Genomic DNA, 19,936 nt, shown 5'->3' with positions numbered 1-19,936 from the left:
GATTTTTTTGCGTATAGGGTGAAGGGATATTTAGAAAGGATGTGATGCCCACCGAAATAAACCTACAACTGAATAGCTGCCAAGCGAAGGATAAACCGCCACGACCTCTACGGAGCGAGCGCAGCCGGAAGGCTGACGGCACAGCATCGAGCAGGATTGCCTGTCAGGAAAGTACGCTTTGGCAGTGTGACACATAACATACAGTTTGATGTCACGCTTTTTAAGGCTCACGAGCCGCTCATAATGCGACCTCTGAGCGACGAAACGCACGAAGGAGAGTAATTATATTACCCATCGCATTTTCAGACTTATTAAGCGTGACAGGAAAGGAGGTCAAATGCTCATTGAAATTAAGGCAGGACAGTTTCGGAAGGTCAGCCGCTTGGTCAGGCGGGAGTGCTGCAACTGTATGGACGGCAACTGTCTGTTGCTCGACGACGGAGAAACGCATACCTGTGTGCAGTTGATTACCAAATACCACATCTTCTGCAACCATTTCAAGGACGCTGTGCTTCCTCTCGACAAGGAACTGTATCGGGTGCTGATCTGCGGCAACGATTACAAGCGTTGTCAAAGCTGTGGCTCACGCTTTTATTCCAAGGCTCGCAACAAACGCTACTGCGACAAGTGCGCCGAACGAATCAAGCGGCAGAAGGCAGCCGAACGAAAGCGCCGTCAGCGTGAGCGGCAGAAGCAGCTCCTATATATAAATAACTAAATAGACAAATAAAAAAATAACTAACCGAAAAAGAAGAAGTTTACCTTAACACACCTACCTATATGGGCGGCGAAAATTTTTCTTTTCGGGAAGTGGAAAGGAGAACCAAATGAACGACAACGCAAAGGTTTTTTCGCTCATTGAGATGAGAGAAATGATGATCGACACTTCGGACTATCAGATGATGGAGGAGGTCGGAGAGTTCACAGGAACGCTTGAAATGAAAGCGCAGGGACACAAGAAATCCATTCGCATTTTTCTCACGCTCGACGACGGAAGGAAAATCATCACACCGATTTTCTGGTGGCAGACTTACCTCGGATTTTACTATATGCCGATCGGTACAAAGCTCCGACTTTTTTATTCGGAAAGTAGTCTGAACAAAATCTATCTCGAGAAGGTGGAAGTCATTGGACAGGAATAATGAAGCTAAGTTGAAAGCGGATTTGATTGTAGCCGAAGCTATGCAAAAGCCTGACCGTGAAGGCTATCCGAAGTTGACCGAGGAGCATCCTTTTTTCGGAAGGCTGAGATATTTTATGGCTGATAAGTCACACTGGCTCGGAACGGCTACAGACCTGCTTAACGCTATGAACGATACTGTCACGCCGCCGAATACTGTTACGAAGTTGCTTAACAAATTTAGTATCGACCTGTATTTCAGTGACGGTATTGATGTACATTTCAGACGGACAAACCGAAAGAGAATCATCGAGCTCTATCGTTATCGGCGCAGTGAAAAACGAGAATAGCGTGACAGATTTGTTGACAGTTCAAGAATGAATGACAAATCTTAGCAAGCAGTGTGTTTGTACTCCCAAACACGCAAGCTTCGGTAACTGTGCACAGTCTTAGCAAGCAGACCATTCATACTCCCAGGGGAGTTGAACGGTAGTTGCCGAAGCTTAGCAAGCATACTGTTTTTACTCCCAACGGAGCAAAAGCAGTGCAGCTTGTTAGGGAGAACCCTAATACCCCAAACAGGAAGGAGAAAGAAATGAGCAACAGAATCAAAAAGCAATTTTGGTTTACACCGGAGGAAGAAACTGAATTCAGAAGAAAGGTTGCATTGACAGGCTTACCGCAGTCAAGCGTCATCCGAATGTTAATCAAAGGCTATGAGCCGAGAGAGCGACCGGATGACAGATTCTTTCAGGCGATAAACTCACTAAACGAAATGATCCACACAGCACAAAAGCTTTTGGAAAGGTCGTACCAACTCGGTGTGGTTGACAAGGATACCGTCGAGCGTGAAATAAAACGCTGGGTGTATTTTATCAGCAATATTGAGAGCGAGTTTTTACGACCAGAGAAAAGTCCGATCAAGTGGAAGTAGAGAAAGGAGAACACTTATTGAAATATCAAACAACAGAGAATGTTCAAAGCATTCCCATAAACGAAATACAGCCGTTCCGTAATCATCCGTTCACCGTGGCTGACAATGAGGATATGGCAAAGATTGTCGAGAGTACCGGCAAGGTCGGAACGATTACGCCTTTGCTCGCCAGACCGTTGCCGGACGGCGGTTATGAACTGATTTCAGGTCACCGCCGCTTGGAAGCCTGCCGCAAGCTCGGGCTTGAAAATATCCCCGTGATTGTCAGAGAAATGACGGATGATGAAGCGGTAATCGCTATGGTTGACGCTAACCTACAGCGTGAGCATATCCTGCCGAGCGAAAAAGCGTTCGCTTATAAGATGAAGCTGGAAGCGATAAGTCATCAGGGTAAAGCCTGTGGACAACTCGTCCACAAGTCAAGAGATACTGTTTCCGAAACCGACAGCGGAAGGCAGGTGCAGCGATACATCCGTTTGACTAAACTCATACCGCAGCTTTTGAAAATGGTTGACGAGGAGCGTATTGCTTTCAGCGTCGGTGTAGAGCTGTCTTATCTCGATGAATATGAGCAGCAGGATTTGCTTGAAGCGATAGAGCTGGAGGACAAAACACCCTCGCTATCACAGGCTATCCAAATGAAAAAGCTTTCGCAATCGGGCAGACTTGACAGCGAAACAATCGGGAAGATTATCTCGGAGGACAAACCCAATCAGCGAGAGAAAATCAGCTTTCAATATGACGAGCTGAGTAAATATTTTCCGAAATGCAGTCCGCAGGAAGTTCAACGGCGAATGATGAAGCTGGCGCAAGCCGACTATCAGCGCCGTGTCCGAAACAGAAACAGGGAAGCGAGGTGAAAGCTATGGCTGAAAAGGTTTATGAAATGTTTACCGAATATAACGACGTGGTAACGGTCGAGGAGGTTATGGAGATGCTCCATCTCGGCAGAGTAACGGTTTACAATTTGCTGAAAACCGATAAAATCCACACACTGAGAGTCGGCAAAAAATATGTCATACCCAAGAAAAGCGTGATAGATTTTCTTGCCGCATAAGATTATTTGATTTGCACATTTGTTAAATGAGAGCCCGTTGTGTTATCCTTTATACACAGCGGGCTTTTCTTCCAAACGAAAGGTGCGAAAAAATGAATATAGAAATGTTTACCGAATACGATGATGTTGTATCTGTAGCAGATGTCGCTAATATGCTTCACATCAGCAAGGTGACTGTCTACGATTTATTGAAATCAGGCAGGATTTTTACGCTGAGGGTTGGCAAGCGGTACATCATTCCGAAGAAAAGCATAATTGATTTTCTGACGGTCAATCCAAGCGGAAAGCGAGGTGAGAGCGTTGGATAAATCAAAAGAGATATTTTCGGAGTACAGCGACATAGTAACCGTTGATGAGGTTATGAAAATGCTGCGCTTAGGCAAGAATACGGTATATAAGCTCTTGAAGGACAACGAGATAATGAATGTCAAGGTCGGAGCAAGATATGTTATTCCGAAACAGAGCGTCATCGAATTTGTATCAACCACAAATCGCAAATCTTAAGAAAGGAAGGCTTACATTGGAAGGAAGCTTAATAATAAAAGGCAATTACTACTATGCCAAATTTCGGGTGAACGGCAAACAGAAAATGATTGCCACGAAGATACCCGTTAAGGGTAACAACAAACGCCGTGCAATTGAGAAGATGAAAGAAATCATTGAGAGCTACAAGGATATCAACCTTGAATGCGACGATGTTCTCTTTACCGACTTTCTCGACAAATGGCTGAAAGGTATCAAGGGAATCATAAAGCCATCTACGTGGGAAACCTACGACAAAACCGTCAGCGGCAAGATTAAGCCGTATTTCGAGCAGAAGAATTACAAATTTAAAGATATGAAGCCAGAAACCTTCACCGAGTATTTTGTGTTCCTCGCTCAACAGGGCAAATCCAACGGCAAAGGCGGTCTAAGCTACAAGACGGTAAAGAATATCCGAGGTGTCCTCTCGTCAGCGTATGAATACGCTCTTGAGAATCGCTACGTTAATGAGAATCCGGTATTAAGGAGCCGTATGCCGTCATTTCCGCACAGCATCAAGAAGGACGTACCCGAGTACAACGCACAGCAAGTCAGGAAGCTCCTGCTTTACGCAAAGGAACACGAGAGCCATATCTACATATTCCTGCTTCTTGCCCTCTATACAGGGCTGAGAAAGGGCGAATTGCTCGCCTTAACATGGGAGGATATAGATTATGATAAAAAGCTCCTGAACGTCAACAAGAGCAGAACAGGCAGCCGCAAGAACGTGACAATGCAAATCACCACGCCCAAGACGAAGAGCAGTAACCGCAAAATCCCGATAAACGATTTTGTGATTGGAGAGCTGAAAGCCGAAAAGCAACGGCAAGAAGAATACTCCAAACTGCTTGGCAACGGCTACGACAAAAGCCACGACTTCATTGTGCGCACCGTTCTCGGAAAGCCGTATGTCAATCTCAGCGCAATCAACCGTGTGGTAAACCGTCTGACAGAGAACGCCGGCTTGCCGCATTGTACGATTCACGGCTTTCGCCATTCTGTGGCGAGTATTCTCGACGACAACGGCGTACCGATTCAGGACATTTCCGTTTTGCTCGGACACGAAAGCGTAAACACCACCGAGAGAATTTATATCAACCGTCGAAAGACCGCAAAGGAGACGACGATAAACGCTCTCGACAGCGCTATAAATTTGAACATCGCATAAAGGTGGTATAATTTTTGGTAGAATTAAAAGAAGAAAGGCTTCGGAAATCGCTTTCCGAAGCCAAAAATTGATGGCAGGGGCAGAAGGACTTGAACCCTCGGCACGCGGTTTTGGAGACCGCTGCTCTACCAACTGAGCTATACCCCTATATCTGTTTAATTTTCAAGACAAGATGTATTATATCAAACTTTGCGTAATTTGTCAAGGAATTTTTGAAAAATAAATCATTTTAATGTTGTTAGACATAAAAACACATATTTAAACAAATATAATAACATTATTACACTTCATAAAGAAAATTTGGTCTTTGCTTAATGTACTGCAATAAAATATATTAAAATTCTTACAGACAACTATATAGGGTTATTAAATTCAAAAACTTGACAGCAACAGCTTTACACGCTTTGGTACAAAAGGACCTCGCCAAGTATAATGATTTTGGCGAGGCTTTTATTAATCAATACTCTTAATTGTTTTTAATACCCATTTAAAATAAACACCGCAATTTACAAAAAGAAACTTATTATCTGTAACATCAATTGCAAGTTCTTCAATAGAATTTGCACGATAACCGTACATACCAAACTCAATGTCTGACAAACCTTCGCCTATCACCAAACGATTAAAGAAATCGTGTGTATCTTTATTTATATTGACAAGTTCTTTAATATAAGCTGCGGCTTTGCGAGTTTTTCCAAGCTTATAATATAAAGTTGACAAAGGCAATAAAAATTGCGTCGATTTTTGGCAGTCATACCTTTCAAACAACTTAACCGCTGATTTTTCATCTTCAAAATATGCGTAAATATGCATTAAAATAAATCTTGCACCTAAATTATCATCATTGTTCAAATCCAAAATTTCCAAGCAAGCATTTTTTGCCATACCGATTTTTCCGCAATCCAATAACAACCGCATACGATTATAGAGCAATCTCATATAGGGTCGGGTTTCTGTTAACAGCCAAAAATCCCCTATATTTTCCTCTGTTAATAAATGTTCCTCAACAAGTTTCTGTTCGGCAGCCTTTTTTATCTTTTCAAACTTGTTAAGCAGCTTTATATGATCATATATTGAATTTTCTGCAATTATCACCTGTGCGTCAATATTATCAGGCTCAATCTTCAAAGCCTTTTTAGCATACTTTATTGCTTCTTGTTCGGTTTCGGCTTGAAAAGCCATATCTAAATAATAATATAAATCTTCTAAATCTTCTAAATCTTCTTCATCTGCCAAATCTTCATAGTCAATATTATTTTGCTTTATAAACTCATCTATTTTTTCTCTCATTTCTTTACCAGAAAGATTTTCTTTTTCTAAGCTGTCGAAAAAATCATTTATTGTGTCACTCATAAAAATCAACTCCTTTTTTATCTTATCATACAATTAAATATTCATCAATACCATTTTAAAATACCGCCCTGCAAAGCTTAATCACTCTGCCAGGCAGTGTAAATTTGTACCTGTATAATCGTTGTAGTAAGTTCTTAACAAGCCGTTTTGCGAAAAAGTTTGCGTTTAAAGTTGTAAAGCCTGCCGACAGCAAGATTTATTTTCAGACATACATTTAAAATTAAAAACTGAATTTCAACAACTGAATACTACCGCTTAAACAATAAAATCAACCGCATATAAAAAAACGGTTGATTTTATTTTTTATTATTGTAAACTAATAGCATAATACATTGAGGAGGTAAAAATTTGAAAGTTGAATTAAAGATAGATAACAATTACAAAACTCCGTTATGCGTCATTTACACCGACCAAATAACCGAAGAGATAAAATCATACATAACTAAGCTTTCCTGTACTACACAAAATACTGTTACAGGTAAAAGCGGAGATGATGTTTCGATTATAAACCAAAATGACATTATTAACATTTATGCAAGTAACGGTGAAGTTTTTGCGGTAACCGATCGAGGAGAATTTACGGTTACACAGCGTTTATACGAACTTGAAAACAGTCTTGACTATAATAAATTTGTAAGGATTTCAAAATCAGAAATTATAAATTTAGAAAAAGTCAGCAGATTTAATCTTAAAATTTCAGGTACTGTTTATGTTCTGTTTAAAAACGGAAAAAGCACATATGTTTCAAGAAGATATGTATCAAAAATTAAAGAAAGATTGGGTGTATAAAATGAGTATTAAAAAACAGTTATTAATTCGTGGATTAATCGGAGCGGCAGTCGGATTTTTTATATGTTATTTTATAACAATAATCACATCCGTTATAATCGGAAACGGAGAATTTTACCCTGTTGTTCCGCAGGCAATTGAATTGTTTGGAACAGAATTAAATGCAGTAATAGCTCAAACAATTATAAGTATGATATACGGCGCAATTTTAGGCGGTACATCGGTCATATGGACAATAGACAGGTGGAGTTTAATAAAGCAAACAATTACTCATTTACTGATTTATTCAACAGCTACATTTCCTGTCGCCTACTTTCTGTATTGGATGCCGCACAATGTAATTTCGATTTTGATTTATTACAGTGTTTTTATTACAATATATTTCTTTATATGGCTTATATCATATACCAAAACAAAAATTACAATAAAAAAAATAAACACCAAGCTATAAGCAAACAACGGCAGCCGGATTAAATTCCGATTGCCGTTGTTTTATTGAATATTAAGTTAAATTATTTAGCTGTATCATTTGTTGATGATGCAAGCTCGCCGCCCTCGATTACAAGCTGATTCTCGTAATCCTTGCCGTATGTGTCAAGGAGTGTTGCCTCGTAATCTTTGTGGAAGAAGTTTTCTTTACCGAGCGCTTTAATTTCATCGTTAATCCAGTTAAGGAGTGTATCGTTGCCCTTCGTTACGGCAGGAGCAATTGTATCTGCCGAACCGAGTTCAGGAATACCTACAACAAAGTCACTGTTCTGGTTTGCGTATGCGATAACCTCTGTATTGTCGTTTGCCCAAGCTGCGCCGCTGCCGTTTTCAAGAGCTGTCTTTGCCTGTGCATATGCGTCATACTTCTGGAGTTTGATGTTCGGATAGTTCTTTGTGAGGTAAGTTTCGGCAGTTGTACCTGAAATTACAATCATACTGTCGCTTTCGTTCCAATTGTCAAGGCTTGTTATTGTTTTGCTCTTCGGAGATACAACACCGAGTGAAACGCTCATATAAGGAAGTGCAAAGTCAACCTCTTCTTTTCTCTCGTCCGTAACTGTAAAGTTTGCAAGAATGAGGTCTACCTTACCTGTCTGGAGGTATTCGATTCTGTTTGCAGCCTCAGTTGAAACAAAGTTTACTTTTACTCCGAGGTCCTCGCCAAGTCGGTTTGCAAAGTAAACATCGTAGCCCTGATACTCGCCGTTTTCGTCAACATAACCGAATGGGTTTTTGTCGGAAAATACGCCGATATTGATTGTACCCGATGATTTGATTTCATCAAGTGTTCTAAAGCCGTTAGCGGTTGAATTGTCGTTTGAACTTGAGCAGCCTGCAAACACCGCTGTAACAATTAACACTGCAAGGATTGCAGAAATGATTTTTGTAATTCTTTTCATAATAATCTCTCCTCTTTCTTAAAGAAAATTTATTTTATTGAGTCAAACTCAAAAATATCAAGGAATTTTTTAGCTCTCTCGGTCTTTGGATTTGTGAAGAACTCTTCGGGTTTACCCTCTTCCACAATGTGACCGCCGTCAAAAAATACTATTCTGTCGGCAACCGCACGGGCAAACTGCATTTCGTGAGTTACAATAAGCATTGTTCTTCCCTGCTTTGCAAGTCCGAGCATTACATCAAGCACTTCCCTTACCATTTCGGGGTCAAGTGCGGCTGTAACCTCGTCAAAAAGCAAAATGTCCGGGTGCATACACAAGGCTCTTACAATTGCAACTCTCTGTTTCTGACCGCCCGAAAGCTGTCGTGGATAGCTGTTGCTCTTTTCGCTTAATCCGACTTTTTCGAGCAGCTCTTCCGCCTCTTTTTTTACTTCCTCTTTATTTCTCTTCTGCACTTTTGTGGGGGCAAGTAAGATATTATCCATAACGGTAAGGTGTGGAAAAAGCTCGTAATTCTGAAACACCATACCGATTTTCTGGCGAATTTCCGCTATATTTTTGCTTTTGCGGTCGATTAACTCGCCCTCAAAAGAAATTGTGCCCTCCTGTATAGGTTCAAGACCGTTTATACATCGTAAAAAGGTACTCTTGCCACAGCCGCTCGGGCCGATAATTACCACAACTTCACCCTGACGGACTGTCATATTAATGCTTTGAAGTACGGTGTTATCATCGTAACGCTTTGTAAGATTTTCTATTTTTAACAGTTCCTGCGACATTTCCTCAACTCCATTTCTTTTCAAGATGTTTTGCAACCATACTTATTGAGAAGCAAACTATAAAGTACATAATGAATACTACAAGGTACACACCGAACGCTGCGTTCGGACTTGTGGCACGGTTTGCCTCAATAATCTGTTGTGCAACCTTTATAACCTCTACAACACCAATCATAAGGATAAGGCTTGTAGTCTTTATCATTCTTGTAACAAGGTTGATTGAAAGCGGCAAAAGTCTGCGTACCGTCTGCGGAATTATTATATATAAATAGGTTTGTGCTTTGCTGAGTCCGAGCGCAAGACTGCTTTCCGACTGGTGTTTCGGAATACTGATAATTGAGCCTCGCACCAAGTCGCCCATCTCTGCCGTACCCCAAAGCGTAAACACTATTACCGAGGCAACCTCGCCCGAAAGGTTAATTCCCATAGTTCTTGTTGCACCGAAGAACACTATAAAAAGCAACACAAGCTGCGGCATTATTCTGATAATTTCAAGATAAATTTTTGTTATAACTTTTATTGCTTTGTTTGGTATAGTCATTACAATGCCAAGCAAAATGCCAAGCGGTATGCTAAGACCGACTGAAATAAGACTGATTTCAAGTGCAGTCCACAAGCCGCCCAAAAGGCGTATAAAGTTTGTTCCCTTAAAAAGAACATCAATCCCCAAATCCGGCATATCTCAGTTTCCTTTCCAGCACACTTCCAAGTATTGAAACAGGCAGTAGTATAATAAGATAGAACACAACAAGCATAAACAGACACTCTGTTGTTTTGTAGTAAAGACCGATTAAGTCCTTTGCAACAAACATAAGGTCCATAAGGCTTACTGCGCTGAATACACTTGTTTCTTTAAGCAAGAATATTACATTTGCCACAAACGGCGGTACACTTGTTGAAAAAGCCTGCGGCAGTATTACATATCTCATAATCTGCGGATGCTTCATACCAAGACTTAAAGCACTTTCGGTTTGAATTTTATCTACAGATTCAAGTCCGCTCCTGAAAGTTTCCGACATATAGCTTCCGCCCAGGAAAGCAAGACCGATATAGCCTGCCATTTCAGAGCTTACCTGCACGCCAACCTTTGGCAGCGCATAGTAAATAAAAAACAACTGAATAAGCAGCGGAGTGTTACGGGATATTTCAATATATACCGTTGCAATCTGCCTTAGCACGGGCACTTTGTAATACTGAACCAATGAACAGAAAAGACCGATTATAATAGAAACGGCGATTCCGATAAGTCCGATTTTTAACGTGAGCAAAGCTGCCTCTTGGTACAAAGGAAGATATTTAAAAATAAATTCCCAATTCATTTTTTCACCTTTTTCCTAATCTCTTAACATTTTATGCACAGAATAATAAAAAGCATTAAAAAAGACCGAAGAACATATGCACTCCGGTCAGTAAAACTTTATCTGGTCAAAACTTTTCGTCGGAGAGCATGGGAAATAAACACATACACATTGTGCACATGCAACAGCAACACATAGAGCTTTTTACATATGAAACAAGCTTTGTCATAAGGTTGCTCTCCTCTCTTGAAGTCCTATAAACCTAATAGGTTTTATATGTTCTGATAATACCATATTAATTGATAAAAGTCAATACATCTGCGCCAATCCGTTAAAAACTCATTGGAAATTCTTGTAATAAATATCTACGCTCAAGAGCCTGTCAAATTTGAATCCTGCGTTTTTAATTCTTCCGCCAAATTCAAATCCGAACTGTTTATGTAAATAAATGCTGTGCTCGTTCTCGCTTGTGATAAGCGAAACCACAGTCAAGAACTGATTATTCTTTTGCGCCTCTTGAAGTGCATACTCAATAAGTTGAGTGCCGATGTGCCTGTTTTGACAATCGTTTTTTACATATACCGAAAGCTCAGCTGTAATGTCGTATGCATCTCTTTTACTGTAGCGGGAAAGTGCAACATAACCGATTACATTGCCGTTTTCCTCATACACAGAGAGCAAATACTTGCCTGTATGCTCATTTAACATATCAACAAAGTATTTGTCATCTTTGGGATTTATGTCATAGGTTGCGGTAGTGTTTAAAACCGCATAATTGTAAATTTCTTTGACAGCCGGCAAATCAAGCACCGTGGCTTTTCTTATCATAATAAATTTTCCTTCTTAAATGCCTGCTCAAGGTCTGCAATAATATCTTCTGCATCTTCAATGCCGACGCTGAATCTGAAAAAGCCGTTGTGGAATTCTTCGGGATAAAGATACTGTCTTTCGTCATTTTCTCCGAGGAAAACGATAAGGCTTTCATCGTGACCGAGAGAAACTGCAGAAGTTATGACATTCAAATGGCTTACAAATCTGTTATATGTATCATGGTCAGCCTTGAGTCCGAACGAAAGCACACCGCCGAAACCGTTTGTCATCTGCTTTTTGGCGATATCGTGGTTCGGGTGGGCTTTAAGTCCCGGATAAGCCACAAAACTTACACCCTTTACAGTCTTTAAATATTTAGCGACTTTGAGTGGATTTTCATTGTGCTGTTTCATTCTAAGCGGTAAAGTAACCGCACCACGCATAATAAGCCAGGCATTGAACGGGCTGATTGTTGCACCGAGGTTAATCTGCGACTGTGCTCTGATGATGTCGAGGTATTCTTTTTTACCGATAATAGCACCGCCCATTGCGTCGCCGTGACCGTTGATATATTTTGTAAGGCTTTCAATCGAAAAGTCTGCGCCAAGCTCAACGGGTCTTTGGTTGTACGGAGAAGCAAATGTATTGTCAACAGATAACAGCGCATTGTTTTCGTGCGCAATGTCTGCAATCGCCTTGATGTCCGAAATTGTAAGTGTGGGGTTGCCCGGAGTTTCTATATGAATAAGTTTTGTGTTCGGGCGGATTGCCTTTCTTACATTTTCAGGGTCGGAGGTATCAACAATTGTTGTTTCCACACCGAATTTATTGTTTAAAAGCTCGTTTAAAAGTCTGTAAACCGCAATATAAGTAACGCTTGAGAAAATTACATGGTCACCGCTTTTGAGTAAAGCAAAGAACAGTCCCGACAAAGCGGCAACACCGCTTGCAAGCACCACGCAATCTTCGCCGCCCTCAAGAGAGGCAACTTTTTCCTGAAGATACTGCTGGTTTGAGCCTCCGTTTCTTGTATAAAGGTTTTTACCTGCACTGCTCCAGTTAAGGTCACTTGGGTCATAGGGCAATTCATAGCTGTTTGCCATAGTTATAGGCCTCTTAATTGCTCCTGTTTCGCCGTCAACACCGTTGCCTGTATGCACGGCTCTTGTCTGAAAGCCTAAATCTTTTACATTCTTTTCGCTCATATTATCACCCTTCTGATTTTAAATTTCCGCATTGTGTGCGGATATATAATAATATTACTTTAAAAAGCGGGAATTTTCCTAAAACTTAGTATTCCTACCGATAAAGTAGGTTTATTGTAACACCACCGTTTCCGTTTGTCAATAGGTTTTAAAAATCTTTTTGAAAATAATGTAAATCGGATTTGTTTTTTGTGTTTTTGGAATATTTAAAACTATGGTTTAACAAATTGTTTCGACAAGCAATTATAAAAGCTTGGTCAACCTTTAAAAAGGCAAAACAAAAAGGGCGGAAAACCGCCCTTAAATTCTGAAAGAGTATAAATTATTTAACTTATTCAGCAAAACCTGACTCAACGAGAGCAACAAGACCGTCAACAGCCTCTGTTTCGTCTGAACCGTCAGCAATAACCTTGATGGTTGTACCGCCGATAATACCAAGTGACAATACGCCGAGAAGGCTCTTTGCATTAACTCGTCTTTCTTCCTTTTCTACCCATACAGTTGACTTGTATTCGTTAGCCTTCTGAATGAAAAATGTAGCTGGGCGAGCATGTAAGCCTGCCTTGTTCTGTACTAATACTTCCTTAACATACATTTTAAAATCCCTCTCTTGCCATATAATTTAACCCGTTTTGTAATCCGACTGCATTTTGCAATCTTTTAATAAATATTATAGTATTTTTTCAAAAAAAGGTCAATAAGTTAATTAATTTTTGGTTTAATACTCACTTACAACCAAAAATTTCGGTCTGTTGTTGTGCAACTTTACTAAAACTAAAATTAAATTATATTAAGTATTGCTAAATATTATTTTGCAACACTAAATTATTGTTAATTCTTATTGCTGTTCTTTTATCTTTTCAAGCAAGTCCGGGCGCTTTGCACGGGTTACCTCAAGACTTTTTTCTTTCTGCCACTTTGCTATGTTTGCATGATGACCGCTCAAAAGCACTTCGGGCACTTCTTTGCCCCTCCATACCGACGGTTTTGTGTATTGAGGATACTCAAGCAAACCGTTAAAATGGCTTTCTTCGGTAAAACATTCATTATTTGAAAGTACACCCGGCACCATTCTTGAAAGTGCGTCCGTGAATACCATTGCAGGAAGTTCGCCACCTGTAAGCACATAGTCGCCGATTGAAATTTCCTCGTCTATAAATTCATCAAGCAAACGCTGGTCGACACCCTCGTAATGACCGCACAATATGCAGACATTCTCAATCTCGGCTATTTCCTTAAGTCTTTGCTGCGTAAGAGTTTTTCCCTGCGGCGACATATAGACAAAATGCGGTCTTTTGCCGATTTTATCGCATATATCCTCAAAGCAAAGCGCTATAGGCTCGGCTTTCATCAACATTCCCATTCCGCCGCCGTACGGGGTATCGTCAACTCGTCTGTGCTTGTCAAAAGCATAGTCACGCAGTTGATGACAATGTATTTCAAGCGCACCGCTTTTTTGTGCTCTGCCGATTATACTGTCACCCAAAACAGGAGTAAACATCTCGGGGAATAAGGTTATTATATCAATCCTCATCGTCAAATATTCCTTTCATCGGGCGAATAAGAACATATCCGTCATCAACATTGGTTTCTGTAATAACCTCGTCAATAACGGGTGCAAGATATTTTTTGCCGTTGTCATCTGTTATCTCATAAACATCATTAGCACCTGTGCGCAAAACATCTGTAATTTTGCCGTAAACAGTTGCATTGTCGGCGTCTTTTACCTCAAGGCCGAGCAAATCCTGAACAAAGTTTACACCCTCGTCAAGGACGATCTCCTCTCGGTCAATATAAATTGTCTTGCCTCTCATTTTATCCGCCTGCTCAATTGTATCTATTCCGTCAACCTTGCAAAGCACAATATTTTTGTGAGGGCGTGACTTAACTTTTATGCTCTCTCTGCCCTGCTCGTCAAGATAAAGTTTTTTAAAGCAACACAAAAATTCGGGACTGTCGCACCACGGGTCAATTCTTAATTCGCCCTTTATGCCGTGAGTGCCTACAATTTTTCCGCTGTCAAGAAATCTTTTTTTCATATATACACCATCCGTAATTTTTTCTTTCATTTGACTACATATTTTAACATAATTTTCGGCTGTGAGCAACTATTATATATGACTGTGCATACTGATAAATATTTCGCTTATAAGGTCGGCGATATATTCTTCGCTCTCTGCCATTCCGCCTCTTACCCACTTTTTTAAAATACTTGACGCACCGCTTTCGAGAAATGTAAACATATACTCAAGTTTGGTCTGCGGAATATCCTTTTTACCAAATGCCGCACAATACTCTTTTTTTAGCTCCGCATACATTTCGTCAAGTAATTTAGTCTGGATATTGTTATTGAAAACCACTCTGTAAAAATCCGAATACTTCTTTACAAAGCGCACAATCCAAAGGAAATTCACCTTGCCGTTCTGCGTAAATTTAAAATTGTAATCCTTTAATTCTTCAACATAGCTGATTTCTATTTGAGAAATCATATCGTAAACATCGGCGAAATGGTGATAAAAGGTAACTCTGTTCACTCCCGCCTGCTTACAGAGAGAGGTTACTGTAATTTTGCTCAAAGGCATTTGCTCAAGCATATCAAAAAGTGTCTGCTTGAGTGCCTTTGTGGTATTTTTTACTCTTTTATCCATAAAATTTCACCTTAAATTTTTTTGAAAAAATAAACAAATTTTAATAATTTGTAAAATAATTTACATAAAAATTAAAATTAACTCTTGTATATTTGTGTAGAATATATTATACTATAAACATATAATTAAATCAAGGGAAACACTGTAAAAGCATACTGCGGATTTATTTTTTTGTAAAAACGAGCAATATGCGCCCTTTTCCCAAATTTCTTAAAGAAAAGAGGATATATAAATGGCTTTTAGTTTAAATGACAAAAGAACTCCGCTTGAACAGTTTTTGCAGGGCGAATCTGTTACAGCTTATGAATTTATGGGCTCTCATTTTGTAAACTGGGGCGACAGAGACGGCGTTGTGTTCAGAGTATGGGCACCAAACGCACTTTCCGTATCCGTTGTAGGTGACTTCAACGATTGGAACCCCGATGCAAACTATATGTATAAAATCGACAATTCAGGCGTATGGGAATTGTTTATTGAGGGTGTATGGGAATATGCTTGCTATAAATACTGCGTAGAAACTCCGTCAATGCAAAAGGTAATGAAAACCGACCCATATGCATTCCATTGCCAGACAAGACCTGATAACGCATCTCGTGTATATGAAATTCACGGTTATGAATGGAACGACAGCGAGTGGTTTGAGCACAAGAAAGCTCACCCGCACAAGAACGCGCCTATCAATGTATATGAAATGCACGCAGGTTCTTGGAGAAAATACGAGGACGGCAATGTATTCAGCTATAGAAAGCTCGCCGAGGAGCTTATTCCTTATGTAAAAGAAATGGGCTACACTCACATTGAGTTTATGCCTCTTACAGAATATCCGTTTGACGGCAGCTGGGGCTATCAGGTAACAGGTTACTTTGCGGCAACTTCCCGTTACGGTACTCCTAAAGACCTTATGTATTTTGTTGACAAATGTCATCAGGAAGGTATCGGCGTTATTCTTGACTGGGTACCTGCTCACTTCCCCAAGGACGAGCACGGTCTTGGCAGATTTGACGGTACAGGCTGTTATGAATACGAGGATTGGAGAATCGGCGAACACAAGGAATGGGGTACATATATCTTTAACTATGCCCGTTACGAAGTAGCAAGTTTCTTGCTTTCATCCGCAATGTTCTGGCTTGACCAATATCATATTGACGGCATCAGAGTTGACGCCGTTGCATCTATGCTCTACCTCGACTACAACCGTAAAGACGGCGAATGGCTTGCAAATATCTACGGCGGCAGAGAAAATCTTGTTGCTGTTGATTTCTTACAGAAGCTTAACACTGTTGTGCATATGTTCCACCCGGAAGCTATGATGATTGCCGAAGAGAGCACAGCATGGCCGAATGTTACCGGTTTCCCGCCAAAGGATATGGGACTTGGATTTGACTACAAGTGGAATATGGGTTGGATGAATGATATGCTCTCATACATCAGCCTTGACCCGCTTTACAGAAATTATCACCACGATACTCTTACATTCAGTATGGTTTACGCATTCAGCGAAAGCTTTATGCTCCCTATCTCTCATGATGAAGTTGTTTACGGCAAAGGCTCGCTTATCAACAAAATGCCGGGTCTGTATGACAACAAGTTTGCGGGCGTAAGAGGATTCCTTGCTTATATGCTTGCTCATCCCGGTAAAAAACTTATGTTTATGGGCAGTGAGCTCGGACAGTTTGACGAGTGGAATTCTACCGAACAGCTCCAGTGGAACTTGCTCGGCTACGAAAAGCACCGTCAGCTTAATCACTTCTTTGCTACAGCAAACAAATTCTATTGCGATACACCTGCAATGCACGAAAACGACTACGACTGGAACGGTTTTCAGTGGATTGCTCTCGACGATTACAAGCATAGCATTATTTCTTTCAGAAGAATTGCTTATGACGGAAGCGAAGTTATTGTTGTATGTAACTTCCAGCCAATGCTCCGTGAGAACTACAAAATCGGTGTTCCGAAGTTTGGTATCTATAAAGAAGTTCTCAACTCCGAGGCAGAGGAATTCGGCGGCTGCGGTATCGTAAACGAGGGCGAATTAAAGGCACAGGATGCAACCGATCACGATCTTCCGTACTCAATCAACATTACGCTTGCACCGCTTTCCGTAATCTACATTGAGCTTGACAAGGAACTTCCTGCACCCGAAAAACCAAAAAAGGAAAAGACTACAAACCGCAAGGCTGCCGCTCTTAAGAAAGCAAAGGCTGAAAAAGCCGCAAAAGCTGAAAGCAAGGCAGAAGAAAAAGTCGATGAAAAGCCTGTAGTTGAAGAAAAGGAAGAAACTAAGGAAACTAAAGCTTAAGAAAAAATTGAAACAGTTGAAGAATAACAACTGTTTAGGTAAATTTTTCAGTTTTTAAATTAATTTTATATTAAGGTCATTTTTGTCCGACCTCTTTATAATCTGAAATGCAGACAGGGATCTTCCCTATCTGCATTTCTTTTTGGGCTCTTTATCAAAAGTTAGGATGAATTATGGTTTGGTGGAGTGTCGGTCGGGCATTGAAATTTAGCTAACGCTAAATTATCCTCCCAAAAGCAAAAAAGTTTACTCAATTTTTCAAAGGTCGACTAAACTTTTATAAAGTATTCCGTTAAAATATAAAAATCAAAGATATTTTTTTGCAATGCATTTTTTCTGTAGTACACTGTTTTTCCTTGTATTTCTGTGTATCACGATATAAAAACAACCGCATTAAAAAGCTGATAAACAGTTTTCTAATGCGGTTTTTGCTTGGTGCGCCAACAGGGACTCGAACCCCGGACCGACCGGTTATGAGCCGGTAGCTCTAACCAACTGAGCTATTGGCGCATATTTATTTTACGCAAGTGATATTATATCATATTATATCTGTATTGTCAATCTTTTCATTTAATTTTATAAGAATTTTTGTTTCTGTATTATTCAAAAAGTATATAAAAGCACTGCTTTTTACAACAAATTTATTGAAATTCCTACATATTCGTGGTACAATATATATGACAGTATTATTTTTACTTATAATTCTTATAATTTTATATTCCTCGTTCGGGAATTTTATTAATTCAATTGGAGGTAATGGCTATGGCAGTTATTAAAGCATTCAAAGGTATGAGATACAACACCGCAAAGGCAGGCGAAATTTCCTCTCTTTGCTGTCCTCCGTACGACATAATCAGCGAGCAAGAAAGACTTGCTTTTATTAAAGAAAACGAATACAACATTATTCGTCTTGAATTGCCAAAAGAGGGTGAAAATCCTTACGCTTGCGCAAGCGATATTTTAAAAATGTGGCAGGATAAAGGCATTTTGAAAATTGAAGATAAGCCTGCTATCTATATTTACGAGGAAGAATTTTCCGTTGGAAACACACGCAAAAGCATAAAGGGCATTATTGCGAGAGTTCAGCTTGAAGAATTTTCAAAGGGCATTATCTTACCGCACGAATTTACCCTTTCAAAGGCTAAAGAAGACCGTTTAAATCTTATGAAAGCAACAAACTGCAATTTCAGTCAGATTTACGCTCTCTATATGGACGAAAAACATACAACTCTTGCTACCATTGATGAGCATTCAAAGGCAAAAGCCGACCTTGAATTTACAGACGAAACAGGTGTTACACATCGCCTTTGGATTGAAACCGACGAAGAAATCATTGCGAAGCTTGTTGCCGATTTTGCAGACAGAAAACTATATATTGCCGACGGTCACCACAGATACGAAACCGCTCTCAATTACAGAAATTATTGCAGAGAAAACGGCATTTCAAAGCCGGGCGATCCGCAGGACTTCCAGATGATTTACCTCGTAGATATGGAGCATCCGGGACTTGTGGTATTCCCTACCCACCGCCTTGTGAGAGATTTACCGAACTTTGACAAAGAGGCGGTACTCGAAAAGTGCTCCGAATTCTTCTACATAGACGAAAAAGAAGGCACGGACACCATGGAGGAAGATTTGAAAAAACTCTATGACGAGGGCAAAAAAGCATTCGGTTTCTATTGCGGCAAGGGCGAATGGTTCTTGCTGACACTCAAAAATATCGACATTATGAGCCAAATGCTCCCCAATGTAAGCAAGGCGTCACAGTCGCTTGATGTTTCTGTTCTCCATACACTTATTCTTGAAAAAATCTTTGGAATTGACAAGGAAAATATGGCAAAACAGATTAACCTTACATACACAAAATTCTTTACAGAGGCAATTGACGGAGTTGACAAAGGCGAGTTCCAATGCTCATTTGTACTCAACCCTACAAGAGTTACCGAAATTCGTGATGTTGCCGCCGCAGGAGAAAAAATGCCGCAGAAATCCACATATTTCTATCCAAAAATGATTACAGGTATGGTAATGAACAATCTTGGAGTTGATTAATATGAAAGACTATGAAATCCGCAGAAAAGACAGAGCAGTTGACGAAAATGACGCCTTAGAAATTCTGAAATCAGGCAGCTTCGGTGTGCTTTCTACCATCGGCGCAGACGGCTATCCGTACGGTGTACCCGTAAACTACGCTTACGATGACGGCAAAATCTACTTTCACTGTGCCAAAAATGTCGGTCACAAACAGGATAACCTAAGATTTTCGGGCAAAGTTTCGTTTACTGTCGTTACAAAATCAGATGTTATTTCCGAAAAATTCACAACAGGTTATGAAAGTGCCATTGCCTTTGGTTATGCGTCAAAAACGGTTACCGAAAAAGAAAAAGCACTGCGGCTTCTGGTGCAAAAATACTCTCCCGAATTTACGGAAGACGGTGAAAACCATATAAAAGGCGCATTTGAACGCACAGATGTTTTTGTGATAGAAATTGAAAAACTTACCGCAAAAGCTAATAAAAAAACGGTTTAATAAAATTTAGGTCAAGCCTTTTTAAAGGATCGG

25 protein-coding genes and 2 tRNA genes are annotated in these 19,936 nt (G+C 40.1%); 14 read left to right on the top strand and 13 right to left on the bottom strand.

Features of this window, described 5'->3' with window-relative positions:
- Window positions 1–337 precede the first annotated feature (337 nt).
- The 9 genes from AAAY30_RS07405 (at window position 338) to AAAY30_RS07365 (ending at window position 4,801) form a co-directional block, all read left to right on the top strand.
- Window positions 338–718, top strand: a complete 381-nt coding sequence (locus AAAY30_RS07405; RefSeq protein WP_302493704.1) for a cysteine-rich VLP domain-containing protein — start codon at window positions 338–340, stop codon at window positions 716–718.
- Window positions 719–827: 109 nt separating this feature from the next.
- The gene (locus tag AAAY30_RS07400) at window positions 828–1,142 is read left to right on the top strand and encodes a hypothetical protein (protein ID WP_294439860.1); all 315 of its coding nucleotides are present in this window, start codon (window positions 828–830) and stop codon (window positions 1,140–1,142) included.
- On the top strand, window positions 1,129–1,470 hold the full coding sequence (locus AAAY30_RS07395; protein ID WP_302493705.1) for a hypothetical protein: 342 nt from the start codon (window positions 1,129–1,131) through the stop codon (window positions 1,468–1,470). Before AAAY30_RS07400 ends, AAAY30_RS07395 begins: the two co-directional genes overlap by 14 nt.
- Window positions 1,471–1,715: 245 nt before the next feature.
- On the top strand, window positions 1,716–2,054 hold the full coding sequence (locus AAAY30_RS07390) for a plasmid mobilization relaxosome protein MobC (protein ID WP_117951189.1): 339 nt from the start codon (window positions 1,716–1,718) through the stop codon (window positions 2,052–2,054).
- Window positions 2,055–2,071: 17 nt separating this feature from the next.
- Window positions 2,072–2,914, top strand: coding sequence for a ParB/RepB/Spo0J family partition protein (locus AAAY30_RS07385; RefSeq protein WP_303248270.1), 843 nt, complete (start codon window positions 2,072–2,074; stop codon window positions 2,912–2,914).
- 5 nt (window positions 2,915–2,919) lie between these two features.
- Window positions 2,920–3,111 carry a helix-turn-helix domain-containing protein gene (locus tag AAAY30_RS07380; RefSeq protein WP_176753541.1) on the top strand — a complete coding sequence of 64 codons (192 nt, stop codon included), beginning with the start codon at window positions 2,920–2,922 and terminating at the stop codon, window positions 3,109–3,111.
- A 92-nt stretch (window positions 3,112–3,203) separates the two neighbouring features.
- Entirely contained in the window at window positions 3,204–3,419 is a 216-nt protein-coding gene (locus AAAY30_RS07375; RefSeq protein ID WP_294439867.1) for a helix-turn-helix domain-containing protein, read from the top strand.
- Window positions 3,412–3,615, top strand: a complete 204-nt coding sequence (locus AAAY30_RS07370; protein ID WP_499215801.1) for a helix-turn-helix domain-containing protein — start codon at window positions 3,412–3,414, stop codon at window positions 3,613–3,615. The genes AAAY30_RS07375 and AAAY30_RS07370 overlap by 8 nt, the downstream gene beginning before the upstream one ends.
- 16 nt (window positions 3,616–3,631) lie before the next feature.
- Window positions 3,632–4,801 (top strand): tyrosine-type recombinase/integrase, encoded by a 1,170-nt coding sequence (locus AAAY30_RS07365; protein WP_302493708.1) that lies wholly within the window; start codon window positions 3,632–3,634, stop codon window positions 4,799–4,801.
- Between the two features lie 71 nt (window positions 4,802–4,872).
- Here the strand turns inward: AAAY30_RS07365 and AAAY30_RS07360 are convergent.
- A tRNA-Trp gene (locus AAAY30_RS07360) sits at window positions 4,873–4,948 on the bottom strand.
- 306 nt (window positions 4,949–5,254) lie between these two features.
- Window positions 5,255–6,154, bottom strand: coding sequence for a tetratricopeptide repeat protein (locus AAAY30_RS07355; RefSeq protein ID WP_337781548.1), 900 nt, complete (start codon window positions 6,152–6,154; stop codon window positions 5,255–5,257).
- A 348-nt stretch (window positions 6,155–6,502) separates the two neighbouring features.
- Here AAAY30_RS07355 and AAAY30_RS07350 point away from each other — a divergent pair, with 348 nt between their 5' ends.
- Together AAAY30_RS07350 and AAAY30_RS07345 are read left to right on the top strand one after the other, a co-directional pair.
- Entirely contained in the window at window positions 6,503–6,943 is a 441-nt protein-coding gene (locus tag AAAY30_RS07350) for a LytTR family DNA-binding domain-containing protein (RefSeq protein ID WP_295025216.1), read from the top strand.
- Between the two features lies 1 nt (window position 6,944).
- Window positions 6,945–7,394: a DUF3021 domain-containing protein gene (locus AAAY30_RS07345; protein WP_294664337.1), complete on the top strand. Its 450-nt coding sequence runs from the start codon at window positions 6,945–6,947 to the stop codon at window positions 7,392–7,394.
- Window positions 7,395–7,455: 61 nt separating this feature from the next.
- Here AAAY30_RS07345 and AAAY30_RS07340 read toward each other — a convergent pair whose 3' ends face one another.
- The 10 genes from AAAY30_RS07340 to AAAY30_RS07295 form a co-directional block, all read right to left on the bottom strand.
- On the bottom strand, window positions 7,456–8,334 hold the full coding sequence (locus tag AAAY30_RS07340; RefSeq protein WP_295025213.1) for a transporter substrate-binding domain-containing protein: 879 nt from the start codon (window positions 8,332–8,334) through the stop codon (window positions 7,456–7,458).
- Window positions 8,335–8,363: 29 nt separating this feature from the next.
- Entirely contained in the window at window positions 8,364–9,113 is a 750-nt protein-coding gene (locus AAAY30_RS07335) for an amino acid ABC transporter ATP-binding protein (RefSeq protein WP_022234872.1), read from the bottom strand.
- Between the two features lie 4 nt (window positions 9,114–9,117).
- A complete protein-coding gene (locus AAAY30_RS07330; protein ID WP_022234871.1) occupies window positions 9,118–9,792 on the bottom strand; it encodes an amino acid ABC transporter permease in 675 nt (224 codons plus the stop codon).
- On the bottom strand, window positions 9,773–10,432 hold the full coding sequence (locus tag AAAY30_RS07325; protein ID WP_186935404.1) for an amino acid ABC transporter permease: 660 nt from the start codon (window positions 10,430–10,432) through the stop codon (window positions 9,773–9,775). Before AAAY30_RS07325 ends, AAAY30_RS07330 begins: the two co-directional genes overlap by 20 nt.
- A 318-nt stretch (window positions 10,433–10,750) precedes the next feature.
- On the bottom strand, window positions 10,751–11,239 hold the full coding sequence (locus AAAY30_RS07320) for a GNAT family N-acetyltransferase (protein WP_484330010.1): 489 nt from the start codon (window positions 11,237–11,239) through the stop codon (window positions 10,751–10,753).
- Window positions 11,236–12,426 (bottom strand): trans-sulfuration enzyme family protein, encoded by a 1,191-nt coding sequence (locus AAAY30_RS07315; RefSeq protein WP_499215802.1) that lies wholly within the window; start codon window positions 12,424–12,426, stop codon window positions 11,236–11,238. The genes AAAY30_RS07320 and AAAY30_RS07315 overlap by 4 nt, the downstream gene beginning before the upstream one ends.
- Before the next feature lie 331 nt (window positions 12,427–12,757).
- On the bottom strand, window positions 12,758–13,021 hold the full coding sequence (locus tag AAAY30_RS07310) for an HPr family phosphocarrier protein (RefSeq protein WP_022234867.1): 264 nt from the start codon (window positions 13,019–13,021) through the stop codon (window positions 12,758–12,760).
- A gap of 243 nt (window positions 13,022–13,264) precedes the next feature.
- Window positions 13,265–13,960 (bottom strand): tRNA (guanosine(37)-N1)-methyltransferase TrmD, encoded by a 696-nt coding sequence (trmD, locus tag AAAY30_RS07305; protein ID WP_022234866.1) that lies wholly within the window; start codon window positions 13,958–13,960, stop codon window positions 13,265–13,267.
- Window positions 13,950–14,465 (bottom strand): ribosome maturation factor RimM, encoded by a 516-nt coding sequence (rimM, locus tag AAAY30_RS07300; RefSeq protein ID WP_022234865.1) that lies wholly within the window; start codon window positions 14,463–14,465, stop codon window positions 13,950–13,952. Before rimM ends, trmD begins: the two co-directional genes overlap by 11 nt.
- A 72-nt stretch (window positions 14,466–14,537) precedes the next feature.
- Entirely contained in the window at window positions 14,538–15,074 is a 537-nt protein-coding gene (locus AAAY30_RS07295; RefSeq protein WP_294664322.1) for a TetR/AcrR family transcriptional regulator, read from the bottom strand.
- Between the two features lie 232 nt (window positions 15,075–15,306).
- Here AAAY30_RS07295 and glgB point away from each other — a divergent pair, with 232 nt between their 5' ends.
- Window positions 15,307–17,373 carry a 1,4-alpha-glucan branching protein GlgB gene (gene glgB / locus AAAY30_RS07290; protein ID WP_337380652.1) on the top strand — a complete coding sequence of 689 codons (2,067 nt, stop codon included), beginning with the start codon at window positions 15,307–15,309 and terminating at the stop codon, window positions 17,371–17,373.
- 433 nt (window positions 17,374–17,806) lie between these two features.
- On the opposite strand, the gene AAAY30_RS07285 is transcribed toward glgB, so the two are convergent.
- Window positions 17,807–17,883: transfer RNA gene (locus tag AAAY30_RS07285), tRNA-Ile, on the bottom strand.
- Window positions 17,884–18,135: 252 nt separating this feature from the next.
- Here AAAY30_RS07285 and AAAY30_RS07280 point away from each other — a divergent pair.
- Window positions 18,136–19,425 carry a DUF1015 domain-containing protein gene (locus AAAY30_RS07280; protein WP_337380651.1) on the top strand — a complete coding sequence of 430 codons (1,290 nt, stop codon included), beginning with the start codon at window positions 18,136–18,138 and terminating at the stop codon, window positions 19,423–19,425.
- Window position 19,426: 1 nt separating this feature from the next.
- Window positions 19,427–19,903, top strand: coding sequence for a pyridoxamine 5'-phosphate oxidase family protein (locus AAAY30_RS07275; RefSeq protein WP_295054980.1), 477 nt, complete (start codon window positions 19,427–19,429; stop codon window positions 19,901–19,903).
- The last annotated feature ends 33 nt before the right edge of the window (window positions 19,904–19,936 follow it).

This window comes from Ruminococcoides bili (assembly GCF_040093295.1).
Classification (GTDB): domain Bacteria; phylum Bacillota; class Clostridia; order Oscillospirales; family Acutalibacteraceae; genus Ruminococcoides; species Ruminococcoides intestinale_A.
This window is presented reverse-complemented; position numbering and strand designations above follow the sequence as displayed.